General features: G+C 66.9%; 15 protein-coding genes. 10 read left to right on the forward strand and 5 right to left on the reverse strand.

Features of this window, described 5'->3' with window-relative positions; translation table 11 throughout:
* Nucleotides 1-193 precede the first annotated feature (193 nt).
* The 7 genes from MJ607_RS11650 to MJ607_RS11680 all read left to right on the forward strand — a co-directional run bounded on the left by MJ607_RS11650 (nt 194) and on the right by MJ607_RS11680 (nt 7,805).
* Complete coding sequence (locus MJ607_RS11650; RefSeq protein ID WP_243075748.1) at nt 194-1,057, forward strand: hypothetical protein; 864 nt, start codon at nt 194-196, stop codon at nt 1,055-1,057.
* Between the two features lie 108 nt (nt 1,058-1,165).
* Nucleotides 1,166-2,275, forward strand: coding sequence for an IS30 family transposase (locus tag MJ607_RS11655; protein WP_243075749.1), 1,110 nt, complete (start codon nt 1,166-1,168; stop codon nt 2,273-2,275).
* Nucleotides 2,276-2,819: 544 nt separating this feature from the next.
* Complete coding sequence (locus tag MJ607_RS11660; protein ID WP_243075750.1) at nt 2,820-4,169, forward strand: hypothetical protein; 1,350 nt, start codon at nt 2,820-2,822, stop codon at nt 4,167-4,169.
* 173 nt (nt 4,170-4,342) lie between these two features.
* Complete coding sequence (locus MJ607_RS11665) at nt 4,343-5,302, forward strand: hypothetical protein (RefSeq protein ID WP_243075751.1); 960 nt, start codon at nt 4,343-4,345, stop codon at nt 5,300-5,302.
* Between the two features lie 263 nt (nt 5,303-5,565).
* A complete protein-coding gene (locus MJ607_RS11670) occupies nt 5,566-5,745 on the forward strand; it encodes a hypothetical protein (protein WP_243075752.1) in 180 nt (59 codons plus the stop codon).
* A 408-nt stretch (nt 5,746-6,153) separates the two neighbouring features.
* Nucleotides 6,154-6,768, forward strand: coding sequence for a hypothetical protein (locus tag MJ607_RS11675; RefSeq protein WP_243075753.1), 615 nt, complete (start codon nt 6,154-6,156; stop codon nt 6,766-6,768).
* A 167-nt stretch (nt 6,769-6,935) separates the two neighbouring features.
* On the forward strand, nt 6,936-7,805 hold the full coding sequence (locus tag MJ607_RS11680) for an alpha/beta fold hydrolase (RefSeq protein ID WP_243075754.1): 870 nt from the start codon (nt 6,936-6,938) through the stop codon (nt 7,803-7,805).
* 154 nt (nt 7,806-7,959) lie between these two features.
* On the opposite strand, the gene MJ607_RS11685 is transcribed toward MJ607_RS11680, so the two are convergent.
* Complete coding sequence (locus tag MJ607_RS11685; protein ID WP_243075755.1) at nt 7,960-8,613, reverse strand: recombinase family protein; 654 nt, start codon at nt 8,611-8,613, stop codon at nt 7,960-7,962.
* A 205-nt stretch (nt 8,614-8,818) separates the two neighbouring features.
* Between MJ607_RS11685 and MJ607_RS11690 the strand changes: the two genes are divergently transcribed.
* Nucleotides 8,819-9,232, forward strand: coding sequence for an SRPBCC domain-containing protein (locus MJ607_RS11690; RefSeq protein ID WP_243075756.1), 414 nt, complete (start codon nt 8,819-8,821; stop codon nt 9,230-9,232).
* Nucleotides 9,233-9,437: 205 nt separating this feature from the next.
* Here the strand turns inward: MJ607_RS11690 and MJ607_RS11695 are convergent, their stop codons facing one another.
* From MJ607_RS11695 to MJ607_RS11710, 4 genes are all read right to left on the reverse strand, one after another.
* Entirely contained in the window at nt 9,438-10,040 is a 603-nt protein-coding gene (locus tag MJ607_RS11695; protein ID WP_243075757.1) for a hypothetical protein, read from the reverse strand.
* An 88-nt stretch (nt 10,041-10,128) separates the two neighbouring features.
* Nucleotides 10,129-10,803 carry a response regulator transcription factor gene (locus MJ607_RS11700; protein WP_243075758.1) on the reverse strand — a complete coding sequence of 225 codons (675 nt, stop codon included), beginning with the start codon at nt 10,801-10,803 and terminating at the stop codon, nt 10,129-10,131.
* Nucleotides 10,794-12,569: a histidine kinase gene (locus MJ607_RS11705; protein ID WP_243075759.1), complete on the reverse strand. Its 1,776-nt coding sequence runs from the start codon at nt 12,567-12,569 to the stop codon at nt 10,794-10,796. The genes MJ607_RS11700 and MJ607_RS11705 overlap by 10 nt, the downstream gene beginning before the upstream one ends.
* A complete protein-coding gene (locus tag MJ607_RS11710; RefSeq protein ID WP_243075760.1) occupies nt 12,566-12,907 on the reverse strand; it encodes a response regulator in 342 nt (113 codons plus the stop codon). The genes MJ607_RS11705 and MJ607_RS11710 overlap by 4 nt, the downstream gene beginning before the upstream one ends.
* A gap of 138 nt (nt 12,908-13,045) precedes the next feature.
* Between MJ607_RS11710 and MJ607_RS11715 the strand changes: the two genes are divergently transcribed.
* Nucleotides 13,046-14,134, forward strand: coding sequence for a parallel beta-helix domain-containing protein (locus MJ607_RS11715; RefSeq protein WP_243075761.1), 1,089 nt, complete (start codon nt 13,046-13,048; stop codon nt 14,132-14,134).
* A gap of 73 nt (nt 14,135-14,207) precedes the next feature.
* The gene (locus MJ607_RS11720) at nt 14,208-15,569 is read left to right on the forward strand and encodes a glycosyltransferase (protein ID WP_243075762.1); all 1,362 of its coding nucleotides are present in this window, start codon (nt 14,208-14,210) and stop codon (nt 15,567-15,569) included.
* Nucleotides 15,570-15,843: the final 274 nt, after the last annotated feature.

Here is a 15,843-nt window from a genome sequence, read left to right on the forward strand (position 1 = left end):
AGGACCACGAGGTGGCGCTGTTGCGAATGGTCGAGCGTGAGGGTGCCGATCGCTTGATCGTGGCTCCGTGTCGGGGAGCACTTGCCGGCTCCGTGTGGGGGGGTGTAAACATCCTGACCGTGGGGGAGAACATCACGGCGGCGGCGGGGTGCGATCGCGTCCCGCGCGCTCGGCGTTCGCGATGGAGGTTCTGATGTCTTCTGTTCGTGCTTCTCTGCGTTCTTCACGCGCGGCTCTGGTCGGGGCAGCGCTTACCGCCCTGCTGCTCGGCTCGTCCGCAGCGTCGGCGAATGCTCTCGCGCTGGGGGACGAGCCGACTGAGCCGCCCGGTCTGCAGGGCCGGGGAACCCACATGACGCTTCTCACGACGCAGGAAGCTGACTGCACCGAGGTGTTTATCCCTCGCGCCGTGACCGTCGAGGGAGCGCGCGCGCTCGTCCCAGGACACTACGAACTGGTCACGACGGTGTCGGCTGGCGTCACGTTCGCGCGGTTTGTGGTGTGGGACTACGTCTGCGAGAAGGTCAGCGTCGACGGCCAAAAACTGGACCAGCGGACGCACATCTCTATCGGCGCGATCGCCATCACCACCCGCGATCAGGTGCCGCTTCCGCCGAACAGCGCGTTCTACACTGTCGCGATCCGCACCGACAATCCGGTGCTCGCCGCGAGGTATCGCCAGGTCGGGCTGCCCGCCGAGTTCGCTCCGGACATGGTGGCGACGGTGTCGGACAATGCCGCGACGCCGTTCCAGGTCGCCTTTGCTGTGCCAGATGCCGGCTATATCGAGACCGCGGTAGCCGATGCGGCGCCCGTGCCCGTCCTCGATGACGGTGGTCCGGTGCTGTATCACGTGGGCCAATCCGGCGAAGTGTTGCTCAGCTACGACAACTCGTCAGGGGCGGCAGTGTCCGCTGTCATCACGGCCGACTACCGGCAGTACACACTCCTGGTGCCAATCATCGGCCTGGCGCGGCTGCTCGAGATCCGGGGCGTCCGCTTCGCTAACTCGCTGATCCGCGGTGATTGGGAAGCAACCCTCGTCAGACTTGACTAAGAAACGCGCGGCTGGCGGGGTATCGCGGGGTTGTCTACGGCGGATGCGGCTGCCGCGGCGGGCGCGTCGCGGCAGGGAGCGGAGACGTGGTTTCGGGATGCTGGCGGCATGTCGCCGCTGTCGTTGTCCGAGCCGTCGGACCGGTTCTTGACCATCGCTGATCGGGAACGGATCGCTGTGGGGGTGGCCCGGGAGGAGTCGATCCGGCAGATCGCGCGAGAGATCGGACGACATCCGTCGACCGTACTGCGGGAGCTGCGCCGCAACCGCGACGACTCGCCCCGGTATCGGCCCAGGCGGATCACCTGCCCGCCGTCGCGGTCGACGTCCTACTCGCCGTCGGCGGCGCAGGGCCGCGCCGACCGGCGCCTGTCGCGGCCGAAGCCGTCCAAGCTGGCCGCAGAGCCGTTGCTGCGGGTCGAGGTGGAGCGGCGGCTGCGGCTGGCGCATTCCCCGCAGCAGATCAGCCGCCGGCTGCGGGTGGACTTCCCGGATGATGAGAGCATGCGGATCTCGCACGAGACGATCTACCGGTCCCTGTTCGTGCAGGGCCGCGGCGAGCTGCGTAACGAGCTGACTCGGGCGCTGCGCACTGGCCGCACCACTCGCAAACCCCGCGCCCGCACCCAGCGGCACGCGGCCGCCGCCGCTGGGCCGGGGAAGATCCCCGGGATGGTGATGATCTCCGAACGCCCGGCCGAGATCGAAGACCGCGCCGTGCCAGGGCACTGGGAGGGGGACCTGATCATCGGGAAAGACGGGCAGTCCCAGATCGGCACGCTGGTCGAACGGGCCACCCGGTTCGTGATCCTGCTGCACCTGCCCGAACGCCGCGACGCGGACACCGTCGCCGACCAGATGATCAGCCAGATGCGGCTGCTGCCCGAGCATCTGCGCCGCTCGATCACCTGGGACCAGGGCAAGGAGATGGCCGCGCACGCCCGCGTGACTGCGGGCCTCGACCTGCGCGACGGGGTGTTCTTCTGCGACCCGCACTCACCCTGGCAGCGTGGCACGAACGAGAACACCAACGGGCTGCTGCGCCAGTACTTCCCGAAAGGCAGCGACCTGTCCGGCTACGCCCAGCACTACCTCGACTACGTCGCCGCCGAACTCAACGGCCGACCCCGCAAGACCCTCGCCTGGGCAACCCCCGCCGAAGCCCTCGACAAGCTACTCTCGAGCCCACCACACGACGGTGTTGCACTGACCGCCTGAATTCGCCGAGCGATCCGAAATGGATGGACCAGATCTTCTCGCCGCGCGACTTCTCCGCGCGACCGTCGCCGACGACGTCGACGCCGTCAGTCACCTCGTCGTCGAAATCGAAGACAGCGGCCACGCCGGCCTCGACGCCACAGGACTCGCGCAGTCCTACCGCACGCAGGAGTGGTTCGCGTCTGGCCATCTTCAGCTCTTCGTTGATGCGCCAATGTCAGGCGGAGCGACGCGATGGCGGTCTCAGGTTCTGACGGATGTCAGGATCTCGGTTGTGGCGACGCCGCGTCCTGCAGCGTGCTGTCAGCGACGACGTCAGGGCCGCGGCATTCTGTCCACCCGGCGGTGGTCTTGACGGGTGCTGACTGTGCGAGGACACTGGGCCCCGACGGTTGCGATGGGGAAGTGAAGCAGCCGAAGAGAACCCGCGCGGGCAGTGTCGCCCGCGTCTCCGGCCCTCGACTCGACGTGGTTCGAGCGCGCTTCGCTCCCCTCCGTCTCCGCCGGACGCGTCTGCCCGTCGAACGAAGGTGGTGCATGCATCATGCGCACGTCATCCCGGCCGAACACCCCGCGACTCCGAGCCCTTATCGCGGGCGCCGCGCTCGCCGCTCTGGCCCTGGCCGGCGCGTCGGCACCGCCCGCCGCAGCCGGGCCCCCAGAGGCCACGATCGAGCATTACTCAATCGAAGTGTGGGACTGCGGGTACCCGATGCAGGTCGAGGGCGAAGTGACCAGTCGATTCCTCACGCGCCCCAATCCGCACGGCGAGGGGGTCCTCGCCCAGGAGAACATCGACTTCTCCGAGACGTGGACAGCCGCCGACGGTGACCACTTCACGCTCTCGGCGCGGTTCCTCGCGAAGGACATGAGCGTCACATCGCTCGGTGGGACGCTCTACGAGGCGACGGTGCAGCAATCTGGTCAACCGTTCGTGATCTCCGTCGACGGACAGGTGCTGATCCGCGATCGCGGGAACATCCGCTTCAGCTTCCGGACCGACCCCGAGTCCGGGTATTTCGAGTTCCTCGGAGCTGACGCCAGTGGGCCGCATTCCGGATTCGGCACGGACCTGTGCAAACTCGTCGCGCCGATCACCGGAAACGACTCCGCAACCCACCACACGCCGCGGCCCCTCGGCACGACGGCTGCCGGGATGGGCTACTACGAGTACCTTCCGCCGTCCTACGGCGACGGCGGGAGCCCGCTGCTGGTCGTGGCCAACGGCATCGGCGAGAACGGCGACGGCTCGGCCGAGCAGCTGGACTGGCTGCTGTTCACCGGCATCCCGAGGTTCATCGACGTCGGCGGCTGGCCGCTGAACCGCCCGTTCGTGGTGTTGTCGACGCAGCACACCGAGGAGCCGCCGGGGCTTCCCGTCGACTGCGGCGAGGGACAGTGGTTCGGGTCGTGCATCATGCAGGCCCAGCACGATCTGGGTCACCCGCCTCAATCGCCGTGCACCACGCCCGACGAGCTGCACGCGTTCATCGACTACGCCGTCGCGAACTATGGCGTCGATCCTGCCCGCGTGTACGTGACTGGCTTGTCGTGCGGCGGGTTCAGCACGTGGGAGTACCTCGGCGAGTACGGCGACGAGCAGGTGGCAGCAGCGGTGCCGATCGCGGGAGACGGGCGGCCGATGTGGGGGAGCGTCGGCTGCGGTCTCGGCGAAGTGCCGGTGTGGGGCATCCACGGCGACCAGGACTTCGAGGTGAGTCCTTGGGGCACCACCAACACCATCGAGGCCTTGCGCTCATGCCCCGGCGTGACCGATGACACCGCGAAGCTCTCGATCTACGAAGGAGTCGACCACAACGCCTGGGATCCCGCATACAGCGGGGCCCTCGGTGACGACATCTACTCGTGGATGCTGAGCTACACACGGAACTGAGGCTGAGGTCAGCGCGCACCGGCCCGACCGGAGCTGTTCTAGGCCGCCCCAAGCGGGTCCGTCAGCGTTCGTTCCTGGCGCGACCCCAGCGGCCGGACTCCCTTGGAGCTCGCGTCGAGCGACACATGAGCCTCCGGCAGTGTGTTAGGAACTGATGCGTCACAATGAGCCTCGTGGCCGACGACGAAGAGCGCTTACAACTTGCCGCGAACGCTGCTCGAAGGCTGGTCTCGCAGTGCCTCGCGCACGCTGAGCGTGCCTCCTCGAAGATGAACGATCGGATCGCGGCAGCGTCTCCCACCAGCCCCTATGGCGCGGACGAAGCCCGTGCACTCAAGGACGAGCATCTGCTCGCCTTCAAGCAGATCCTTGAGCACGTTGAGGCGACGACGAACGCTCTGGTGACGCACCTCGCGGGCCTGAAGCGTCTCCTCGACGATGACACTTTCCTTCCGTTGCCAGCGATGGTGGTTGCGCGCGCTATCGCGGAGGTCGCGGCGTCCGGCGCCTGGATCGTGCATCCGGGCCTGTCTTCGGACGAGCGTGCGGCGCGTGGATACGCGGCAATGTTCGCCGCAATCGAGAACAGCATCGCCGCCTCTAGACCCGACGATGCAGCTGCCATGAGGAAGCTCAGGGACATACTTCAGCAGCAGCTGGGTCAGCCCGGGACCGACGTCCAGATCGAGCTGCGGATGAATGAGCACGGAGTCGTCCAGGACGATGTGGCGCAGGTCTTCGTTGGCAGAGGACGTAAGCGCGCCCGCGCGAAAGTCCGGTTCAACTACTCACAGCGCGTCAAAGACGAGATCCCGCGCGCGAGCGCACTGTACTCGGCGCTCTCTGCCGTCGCGCACGGAGAGCACGCGTCGATCACGACATCGTGGAGCACTCCGGACTCATACGCTCGGGTCATAGCGCACGTGGTGGTTGAGTCAACCGAAGCGTGGTCCCGGGCTGCCCACGACTGGGTCGGTGCGACGCCCGGTCCGTTCTTGAATGAGGACGATCGTCAGAACGTCATCCGCTCGATACCCGCCGCCACGCGCGTCAGCGCGGTCGTGAAGTTCAGAGCCGCGGTGGCGGCCGGGTCAATCCCGTCGCCAAAGGCACCGCCTCGCTTTGGCCACTGACGGCTTGAGTCCGATCGAAGCCGAGCTGCGTGTTCGGCTCTACCTGCCCCGGTAACTGAGCGATGCAGCTGCTCGCCCGGCCGCTACAGCTCCTCGTCGTGCGTCCCACGAGCGGTGCGTCCGCGCGGCAGGTCTTCGGAGCAGCGAGCGCGAGCCGGTCGCTCTCCGGGCGGTGCTGATCGTGTTCAGCTCTATGCTGAACGAATGAGCAGCCGGCAACGCTAGCCCCATCCCGGGGCCGCGCTTACCGAAGGGCCATTCACATGGACCGCTTGCTCTGCCGTTCCCTCTTCGCGCTGTTCGGCCACCGGGTCTGCTGCGGCCGCATTCCGGAGTGGACCGCCCACGTTGGCCAGACGTGGGACACCTACGACGTCGCCCCGTGGAATCTCTACAACATCATCTGGTCCTGCCAGAACTGGATCCGCGGTCGCGTCGACTGACTCCCGACGTCGCGGTCTTCAGCTCAAACGCGCCGAGCATCGGGGCGTTCCCGACTCCTCTGCGATGCAACGCACCAAGGTCGATCAGCGTGCGGATGCCGGTCCATTTGCGGGCGTTGCTCCGGCCTGGTGTGGAGCGGTCCCGGTGGGACGTCAGACGCACGACCCACCAGGGGCCTTGATCTTGCTGTCGATAGCCGCGACGTGTCTCTTATCTATGCGAGAACCTGGGGCTCCGCCGTCACGGTTGGCTGAGGGACCGAGGGGCTTGAGCTCACTGCGGCCGACGGTCGAACGCCGCGATTGCTGAACTCGCTCGTGCATGCGGTTCGACTGGGTCTATCGGGACTGCACGGCCGGGAGTAGCGTTCGCGCCATAGCGTGCTGCGTCGCCTTTGGGGAGGACTTATGAAGCACATCGTCGCGGTCCTGGCTGGTATCGCCTTGGTTCTGGTGGGTGCTCCTGCGGTGGCCGCACCGCCACATACCGTGGATCCGGACACGATGACGCCGGCCTTGAATCCAAACTTCGCGCCGTGGACATGCGTGTTGGCCGGTACCGGGATCACCTGCACCGGCCTGGAGGATCTGACCTACACCAACGAGGCGATCGGTCTCCAGTGCGATGGACAGGACGTCTATGCGACCGGAGTGCAACGCTCGAAGTTCGTCCGTTGGCATGACCTCGACGGTCGCGCGCTGAAGACGTCCATCCAGACCAACTTCCCCTCAGACCAGCTGACGCTCTCGCCAACGGGCGAAGGTCCTGCGGTGTTCCTGTCCGGTGGGTGGCACAAGCACTACGTCTACCCGGTGCCCGGTGACCTGATCCAACGCGTACTGACGGAGACCGGCTCCGCCCTGAAATTGAGGGTTCCAGGCGTAGGGGTGACGTTCCGCGACTCCGGCACCGTGACCTACGTGCCGAACGAGGAGTACGAGACGCCATCCGACATGCACGGCGTGCACGACCGGTTCTCCGGCGCCGACCTCGACGCACTGATCTGCGACGGGTTGACCTGAGCACAGTTCTCGAGACCGCGGTCGTGCCCTCGACCCGGAGGCACCACGAATAGTCAACTGGTTGTTCCCGACGAAGATTCGCGTGCGCCGGCAGTGAGCATCTCCGCCCCCGTTGCACAATCGCAACGGCACCGTCAGCCTTGTCGCGAGAACCGCAGGAGGCTCGCATGGTCAAGGTCATGACGTTGACGGACGGCCGTGAGTTGACCTACGACGAATGCGGCGATCCTGATGGGGTGCCGGTGATCTTCAACCACGGCGTTGGATCCTCACGTCTTCACCGGAATGCCGACGATGGGCTGATCGCCGCGCTGGGTGTGCGCATGCTCTGCGTCGATCAGCCCGGCTCGGGCGGCTCGACACCTCAACCGGGGCGGCGGTTGGTGACCTGGGGTGCGGATGTGGAGGAGTTGGCCGATGCGCTAGGACTTGACCGTTTCACCGTGTCCGGACACTCGGGGGGTGGCGCTCATGCGCTCGCTATCGCCGCGCGTCTGCCTGATCGGGTCATCCGCGGAGTGCTGGCGTCACCGATCGGCCCTCTCAGTGAGCCGCGCTTCGCCAAGACGATCCAGCAGGAGGACTTGCTGACGCTCATGGCCTTGAGCCAATCCCCGGATGAGCTCCGACCCCTGTTCGACACGGACGCCGACGATGCGCTAGCAGACCCTGCAGCATATGTGCGGGCCAAGGCTGAACACGACCCGTTTGATGCGGACACGTTCCTCGCCGATCCTGCACAGCGCGCGATGTTCGAGCGGGCGTTCGCCGAAGGCGCCTCGCAGGGCGGCGAGGGACGCTACGAGGCGTGGATGGCGGCAGCGATGTGGGATTGGGGATTCAGCCTCAACGACATTCGTCAGCGCTTCGACGTGTTCTGCGGCGATTATGACACCGCCACCCCCGTCGCGATGTCTGCCCTGCTGACGGACTCCCTCCCTTACGCCACGCTCCATGTTTGGGTAGGGGCTGGACACAACGGGTTCGTCGATCGTGTGCGTTGGACGGAGTTCATCGCGGCAGTGAAGACGCAGTGACCCGGGCCTACACAGGATGTGAATCCCTCCGCGGGTATCGGCGTGCCGCCGCTCGATCCTCATCGGCAGACCGCCGTCGACTTCCCGGATGCCGGCGCGTATAGAACGGCGAGATCATCACGATTCCTGATCGGGCCGCGCCCGAATCGGGAGCCTATGCGGGCGGCCGATTCGGTTCCTGCGTGGTCCCGAAGGTCGCTAGAAGACGTGCGCTTCGAACGAAGCGAAGAGTTGCTCGCGGCGATGCCGGCAGCTCGCGATAGACCGTGGCCCGGGAGACGCTGAACAGTTCGGCGATCTCGGTTTCGGTGTATTCGCCGCGGTCGTGCACTTCGAACAGGAGGTTCCGCTGACTCTTGGACAGTTTCGGCTGCTTCCCCTTCAGCCTGCCCTTCGCGCGGGCGACGGGCATCCCCTCCCGCGTGCGCATGCTGATCAGGTCGCGCTCGAACTCGGCGACCATGGCGAGCACGTTGAACAGCAGCCGCCCCACGGGATCAGTCGGGTCATATCGGCTCCCACCGAGGCTGAGCGCGACTCCCTTCGTCGTCAGCTCGTCCGCGATCTCCCGCGCGTCGCGCAGCGACCGGGCGAGCCGGTCGAGTTTCGTCACGACGAGGGTGTCGCCGGTTCGCACCGCGGCGAGCGCCTCGCGCAATCCTGGTCGGGCGCGATTCGCGCCGGTCATCCCGTGGTCGACGTAGATGTGCTCGTCGTGAACGCCCAGACGCAGCAGTCCGTCGCGTTGGGCAGTGAGGTCCTGATCTGTAGTCGAGACCCTGGCGTATCCAACCTGTATTCCATCCATCGACTCAGCGTCACCCCCCACGCACCCTCACCACGCGATTCGGATCCCTATCCGGGCCATGCGCGAAAGCCGTACGGCGGGGACTAGTGCTAGGCCCTCTGGGGTCCCGGACGAGCACCCAGCTCTACAATCGGCCCCAAGCGGGAGAACGGGGGATCGCATGTCCACCACAGCGTCCGATGGAGTCGCCTCGACGACCCGGAGAATGTTCAGTCAGTCCACCCGCATCACCGAGCACATCCGCGCCGACTCGGCCACGGTGTGGCGACTGCTGACCACGGCAGAAGAGTACCCGCGGTGGAACTCGACGGTCGTCTCGATGGAGGGCCGGATCGCTCTCGGGTCGAAGATCAAACTGGTCTCGACGCTCGACCCGAGCCGCACCTTCTCGCTGAAGGTCGAAGAGTTCGAGCCGAACGAGCGTTTGACGTTCGGAGGTGCGATGCTCCGTCGCACGTGCTCCCTCGGCGGTGATGCCGGCGGCACGCGAGTGGAGATCGTTGAGCGCATCGGCGGTCCGATCTTCCCGTTCATCGCCCGGATGATTCCGCCGTTGGCGGAGAACTTCGAACGCTTCACCGCCGACCTCAAGAGGGCCGCGGAAGCCGTGGCGCCCTGAGTAACCAGCGCCGTCGAGGCGGGTCGATGATTCAGTAGGCACTGCATTCGGAGCATTTGACCGGTGGGGGGTGGGTCGCGCACATCCGGCGGGTCCGGATGCCATCCATAAACGAGCGATGCCCGTAGCGGGGACGGCTCCGCGCGCGGTTCGCGTTCCGGGCTCAACCAGACTCGCAAGGGAGCGGCATCACACCGGGGACAGTTCACTGGTAGGTGTCGACCAGCAGGGTCATGTCTGCGGTCATGGTGCCGTAGACGACGAGGGTGCTGTCCACCGCGGGTGTGGGCTGTGCGTGGGAGAAGTCAGCGAGGAGGGTCGCAATGGTCGCTCCGCAGTACATGCCGGGCGGGCAGTACGTGCTGCCCAGGATGACCTGATCTCCATTCACCTCGAGCACGAACGTGTCGCCGACCGCGACTCTGGTTCCAACCGCGTGCCTGCCCGTGCTGATGGCCGTGAACGTTGTCACGCAGTACTCGACGGTGCCGTACGTGGTCGTCGATTCGCACAGTGACGGAGTCGGCGGCGGGGTGAGTGTCGGCGACGGCGGCACCGGGGCGGGCGAGGGCGGGATGGGGGTGGGTGAACTGGTCGGCGGGGGCGGCACCGGGGTCGCCGTCGCAGTAGGTGTCGGCTTGGGCCGGGGCTTGGGCGCCGCCGAGCCGGGCGCGGCCGCGAAGACCGTCGCCGTAAGGATCAGGGTGAGGGTCACCGAGCCGACAGCGAGGCGCCGGCCGAGGCCGGAGGCGCGGGACGAAGGGTCGGCAAACTGACGGTCGTCGACGTTGGCTGAACGGATGCGCATGAGAGCCTCCTTGGGATTCAGGCGAGGCCGGTGGCCGTCGCGTCCGTTCTGAGCTTCCCCCGTCGGCGGCCCTGCGGAATCCCTGGAATCAGTGATTTCCGGGCGGGTGCGTCGTGCTCGCTTCGGGTGTGCCGACCAGGTAGGCGACGACTGCGCGGACGCGCCTGTTGTCGGACGAGGAGGTGGGCAGGTCGAGTTTGGTGAAGACGTGCTGCACGTGGGTGTAGACGGTCTGCAGGCTCACGACGAGCTTCTCCGCGATCCCCCGGTCGGAGAGCCCCTCTGCCATGAGTGAGAGCACCTCCCGCTCGCGGTCGCTGAGCGCGGCGAGGGACGTGTCGGCGGCGACCATTCGAGCGACGAGCGTGGGGTCTACGAATGCGCCGCGTGTGCCCACGCGATCGATCGCGTCGTCGAGGATCTCCGGCCGAAGGATGTTGTCTTTCAACAGGTACCCGACACCGTCGTGAGAGTCCGCGAGCAGGCTCGCGACATAGGAACCGACGACGTACTGCGAGAGCACGAGAACACCGATGTCGGGATGCTGCGCCCGCAGTCCGGCGGCGAGCCGGAGGCCTTCGTCGGTGAAGGTCGGCGGCATCTTGATGTCCACGAGAACCACGTCCGGTGTGCTCGCCCTGACGAGCGCGGGAACGGGAGAGGGGGTCTCGGCGACGCCGACGACGGTGTGGCCGCGGCGGGTGAGCAGGGCGCTGAGGCCTTCCCGGACGAGGAGGCTGTCGTCCACGATCATCACGCGCATGGGACCTCCAAGGTCACATCCGTACCGCCGCCAAGCGGACTCACGATGGTGAGGCTGCCGTCGACCGACGCCAGCCGGTCTCGCACGCCGACCAGTCCCGAACCGGTGCTGTCGGCACCGCCCGGTCCGTCATCGTGCACCTTGATGATGACGCGTTGGTCGCGTTCGCCGACAGTCACCTGCACCGCCGAGGGTGCCGCGTGTTTCAATGCGTTGGTGATCGCTTCGCTGGTGGAGAAGTACGCGGCCGTCTCCACTTCGAGCGGGCATCGCTTGATCGACGCCGGCGCGTCGAGGCGCACGCGGGACCCGAGTCGCTCTGCCAGGGCGCGCAGAGCGGGGATCAGGCCGAGGTCTGTGAGTGCTGCGGGGTGGATCCCCGCCGCGAGTTCGCGGAGCTCGGCCAGCGCGTTCCTCAATTCGCTCTCGGCCGCGTCGAGCAGAGTGCCGTCGTCCGGATTCTGCCGGAACAGCTGGAGGGCGAGACCGACCGCGAGGAGTCGCTGCTGGGCGCCGTCGTGGAGATCGCGTTCGATGCGGGCGCGTGCGGCGTCGGTGGCGGCGACGATCCTGGTCCGAGACTCACGCACCTCTCGAAGCTGTGCCCGGACCTCGGCGTGCAGGCGTGCGTTCTCGAGCGCGAGGCGGGTGGCGGATCCCGCTGCGGTGAGCAGCGCGGGCTCGTCGCTCAGGGATCGGTCGTGGCGGACCAGCACCAGCGGGGCATCCGACTCGCCGACGGTGGTCACGGTCGACCGATCATCCGGCGCCGGCGCGGCCACGGGTCGGCCGCGCATGTCCACGAACCCCCCGTCGATCGGGAACGACAGGGACAGCTGAGGGTCCCGCAAGGCGGACGCAAGCGCGTGCTCCAGGTCCTCAGAGGAGCCGTTCGCCAGTTTGACGACCAGGTCTCCAACCGGCCGGTACGCGAGTCGCTCCTGAATGAGCGCGATGAGGAAGCACAACGGCACGCTGAGGAGGGCGACGATCTGCAATGCGATCTGCGCCTCGATGGACACCATCCACACGCTGCTCGTCCCGGTCGCAGCAGCCGCGATCGACATCACGGCGTACAGGCCCGCGGCGACCACGATCGACGCGTACGGCAAGCGCAGCATCCGGCGCTGCCGCGGACCCGCCCGCCGATACCGCGACACAAGCAGGACGACGACCGCGACGCAGAACAGCACCCACGCGACGGAGAAGACCGCGGACACCACCCGGTCGATTTCCGGAGGCAGCGGCAGCAGCGTCAACGATTTCGCGCAGGTCGCGCACGAGGTGGTGGAGGCGTGCGCGAACGCCCACCAGATACTCTGAGCCGCGCCGAGCACATATGCCCAGACGACCAGCCGCCGCCCGAAGGGATCGGAGACGCGCCCGGACGGATAGGCGATCAGCAGATGCCCCGCGACGGGAATCTGCAAGGGGACGAGGATCGCCGTGAGCGTCACGAGAAGCCGCAGTGGGAAGTCGTCCTCCCTCAGCCCGAACGAGCCGACCGCGTCGGCGACGAGCACGAACGCAAGAGTGAGAATCCGGCGCGCCAGCAGGTCGCGACCGAGCCACAGCGCGACCACACCCACGACGATCCACGCACCCGCGAACACCGCTTCACGCACGACCGTGCTGAACGGCGCTCTGAGCGGCACCGTCGCGACGACCCAGACATCCACCGCCAGCATCGCGGCGGTTCCCGCCAGAAGAAGCACCGAAAGACGGTCGAAGGCGCGATGACGGATGCTGTCCGCGGCGGCCGTCATCCGAAGAGCTCCGCCAACCGTGCGACGCTCAGCGCATCCTTCTGGATGAAACCGAGGACGGGCGCATCCTCCACCCGCTTGCCCAACCCGCTCGCCGGATAGCTCGAGATCAGCACGACCCCCGGCGGATGGGGGAGCGCGGCGAGCTCGACGGCGACCTCGGCGCCGTCGCCATCGGGAAGCAAAACATCGAGCATCACGAGGTCCGGCTCGAGTTTGTATGCCGAAGCGATCGCCTCAGCGGCCGAGGCAGCTTCTCCCACGACCGCGTACCCGCCGCTCTGCAACAGCAGTCGAGCCATCCGACGGAACCCGTCGTGGTCGTCGACGAGCAGCACTGTGCGAGCCACGCCTGATTGTGTCACCGGGCCGCAGCGGACGGCGAGAGTTCCCGAGGAAGATCACTGATTTCAGGGACGTGCCGGTGTTGCCCGGGTTCCATCGTTGAGGCATCCCCGTCTTTTGAGGAGTCCACGATGTTCACGCTGCTTGGGCGATCCATCCGCCCCGACGTCACCTTGGTCCTGCTGTCCGCCTTGCTCGCCGCACACGGCCTCGCCGCTCAACCAGCCGCCGCATCCTCGAACACGATCACTGTCACCACCACGATCCAGGCCGCCGTCGACGCGGCAGCGCCGGGTGACACGATCCGCGTTCCCGCCGGCGTGTACGAAGAAGCCGTCACCATCACCACGTCCGGGCTCACACTCGTCGGCGAACCCGGGGCTGTGCTCGACGGCACCAGGCTGGGCGCCCAAGTCGGAATCCGGGTGCGCGGTGTCAGCGGGGCGCGGCTCGCTGACATCACCATTCAGGGGTTCGAGATCCGCGGCTACAGCCTGAGCGGTGTACTGGTCCGAGGCGTGGACGGTTTCCGGATCACCGGCGGCAACTACATCGACAACCCGCTGTACGGGATCTTCCCCGTCGCAACTACCGATGGGCGGATCGATCACAACACCGTCCGCGGCTCGTTCGACTCAGGCATCTACATCGGCCAGTCGACCGACATCCTCATCGACGGCAATGTCGTCCACGACAACACGGTGGGCATCGAGGTCGAGCTGGCGAGTCGCGTCACCGTCCGGGACAACGTCGCCACCGCCAACTCCGTCGGCGCGATCATCTTCGTCATCCCAGGGCGCGCGGTGAAAGTCACCGAGGACATCCTGATCGAGGGCAACACGCTCTCGGGAAACAGGCGACCCAACACGAACACCGACGCCGATGAACTTCTCGCCGCAGTCCCTGGCGGAATCGGTGTGCTCAATGTCGGAGGCGACCGCGTCACCCTCCGCGGCAACACGGTGAGCGGGAACGCCAGCGCCGGCATCGGAGTCATCTCACTCCCACCCGAGTACGCCGCGCTCGACCCTCAGGTCGACGCCCGGCCGGACGGTGGGGTCGTCTCAGGCAACACGGTCGCCGGGAACGGCACGTCCCCTGACCCTCGGCTCGCGCCGTTCCCGGGTGGCGACATCGTCTGGGACGGAAGCGGCACGACCTGCTTCGACGTGAGGAAGTCGGCCAGCACGTTCCCTGCACCGCTGCCGACCTGCCACTGACCGGGTTGCCATTGCGCCACAGCACTACCCAAACGGGGTTGACCAGGATCCGCACTGCGGGTGGAGGGGTGAAATGGTATCGATCATCATCGGCTGCGTGCCCATCCACGGTCATGTTCAGCCGCTTCTCGCGCTGGCCCGTCATCTTGTTTCGCGAGGCGACCGCGTCCGCTTCCTGACCGGCTCCCGGTTCACCGACGCGGTCTCGTTGACCGGCGCCGAATTCGTCCCCCTACCGCCCTCGGCGGACTTCGATGACAGGGAGATCACGACGCGTTTCCCAGAGCTCGCGCACCTCTCCCCGATGCGTGGAGTTGGCTTCTACGTCGAGCACGTGTTCACACGTCCCGCGATCCCGCAATACGCCGCCATCGAGGCGATGCTTCGCGCTGAGCCCGCGGACGCCATCGTCACGGAGCCGACGTTCGGCGCGGGTGCGGCCATCAGCCTCCTACCCGCAACCGATCGGCCGCCGCTCGTCGTGGCGGGCGTGATTCCTCTGGGCCTGCCGGGCCCAGACCTCGCGCCGTTCGGCTTTGGCGTCACTCCGATGCGCGGAATCTTGGGGCGCTTGCGCAACAGGTCGATGCGAGCACTGTCAGAGCACCTAGTCATGCGGGGGGTACGCCGAGCATCCGACGAGGTCCGCCGGGCAACCGTCGGGCTCCCGCAGACGGGTACCAACCGCTCCAGCACAGGCTGGGTCGGGCGCGCCGACGCGGTGGCTCAATTCACGACGCCGTCGTTCGAATACCCGCGCCGCAACCTCCCGACCCGCCTCACCTTCACGGGTCCGATCTCGGGAAGCGGAACGGAAATCTATCCCCGACCGGATTGGTGGGAAGACCTCGAGGGTTCGCGCGCCGTCTTCGACGTTACCCAGGGAACTCTCGCAAACACCGACTTGACCGAACTCGTCCTCCCGACGATCGCCGCGCTCGCCGACGAACCCGTACTTGTGATCGTCAGCACGGGAGGAGCGCGGGTTGCTCCCCTCCAACAGATGCCGACGAACGTGCGGCTCGCGGATTTCCTTCCTTACGACGATCTTCTCCCCCATACGGACGTCTTCATCACCAACGGTGGCTACGGCGGCACCCAGTTCGCGCTGCGATACGGAGTACCGATCGTGATCGCGCCAGGGAGCGAAGACAAGAGTGAGGTGGCGGCGCGCGTCGAGTGGTCAGGCGTCGGTGTGCGCCTCGGGACACGCCGCCCGACACCGCAACACATCCGTGCAGGTGTTCGCGCGGCCATGTCCCAGGCCACATACCGGGAACGCGCCCGAGCAATCGCGGGGGAGATCGCTGAATCTCCCGGCGTCGCCGGCGTTGCGGACGTCGTCGACGACGCGATCAGACGCCATCCTTCTCACCGCAGAGTTCTGCCCACCCCTGCCAACGGTCGGCTGCTTGAAACGATCCTGCAGCCTTGATCGGCAAACGCTTGCGAACACGCGTCCCGCCGGCGGCCAGGCTTCCGAGAGACTGACCCTCCCCCGATCCGCTCGTGACACGACAGCGACGCACGCCATCGACCCTCTCAGAACACGGCGCGCCTTGGCCGCCGATCAGCGCGCGCTCGACGGTCCTTCAATGCACCACGGGAGCTGACACCTCAATCGAGGGTTGGGGCACCTGGCTGGAGGGTCATGTAGACATCGACGTCGTCCTCCGAGAGGGTGACGAACCCATGACGCTCGTAGAGAC

This window comes from Microbacterium sp. SS28 (assembly GCF_022761035.1).
In the GTDB taxonomy this organism is placed as follows: domain Bacteria; phylum Actinomycetota; class Actinomycetes; order Actinomycetales; family Microbacteriaceae; genus Microbacterium.

Excerpts from the sequence above, each read along its gene's own strand:
- MJ607_RS11650 (WP_243075748.1), top strand. The coding sequence starts at position 194 with ATGTCTTCTGTTCGTGCTTCTCTGCGTTCTTCACGCGCGGCTCTGGTC.
- MJ607_RS11715 (WP_243075761.1), top strand. The coding sequence starts at position 13,046 with ATGTTCACGCTGCTTGGGCGATCCATCCGCCCCGACGTCACCTTGGTC.
- MJ607_RS11685 (WP_243075755.1), bottom strand. The coding sequence starts at position 8,613 with ATGGATGGAATACAGGTTGGATACGCCAGGGTCTCGACTACAGATCAG.
- MJ607_RS11690 (WP_243075756.1), top strand. The coding sequence starts at position 8,819 with ATGTTCAGTCAGTCCACCCGCATCACCGAGCACATCCGCGCCGACTCG.
- MJ607_RS11700 (WP_243075758.1), bottom strand. The coding sequence starts at position 10,803 with ATGCGCGTGATGATCGTGGACGACAGCCTCCTCGTCCGGGAAGGCCTC.
- MJ607_RS11675 (WP_243075753.1), top strand. The coding sequence starts at position 6,154 with ATGAAGCACATCGTCGCGGTCCTGGCTGGTATCGCCTTGGTTCTGGTG.
- MJ607_RS11680 (WP_243075754.1), top strand. The coding sequence starts at position 6,936 with ATGGTCAAGGTCATGACGTTGACGGACGGCCGTGAGTTGACCTACGAC.
- MJ607_RS11695 (WP_243075757.1), bottom strand. The coding sequence starts at position 10,040 with ATGCGCATCCGTTCAGCCAACGTCGACGACCGTCAGTTTGCCGACCCT.
- MJ607_RS11720 (WP_243075762.1), top strand. The coding sequence starts at position 14,208 with ATGGTATCGATCATCATCGGCTGCGTGCCCATCCACGGTCATGTTCAG.
- MJ607_RS11660 (WP_243075750.1), top strand. The coding sequence starts at position 2,820 with ATGCGCACGTCATCCCGGCCGAACACCCCGCGACTCCGAGCCCTTATC.
- MJ607_RS11670 (WP_243075752.1), top strand. The coding sequence starts at position 5,566 with ATGGACCGCTTGCTCTGCCGTTCCCTCTTCGCGCTGTTCGGCCACCGG.
- MJ607_RS11705 (WP_243075759.1), bottom strand. The coding sequence starts at position 12,569 with ATGACGGCCGCCGCGGACAGCATCCGTCATCGCGCCTTCGACCGTCTT.
- MJ607_RS11655 (WP_243075749.1), top strand. The coding sequence starts at position 1,166 with ATGTCGCCGCTGTCGTTGTCCGAGCCGTCGGACCGGTTCTTGACCATC.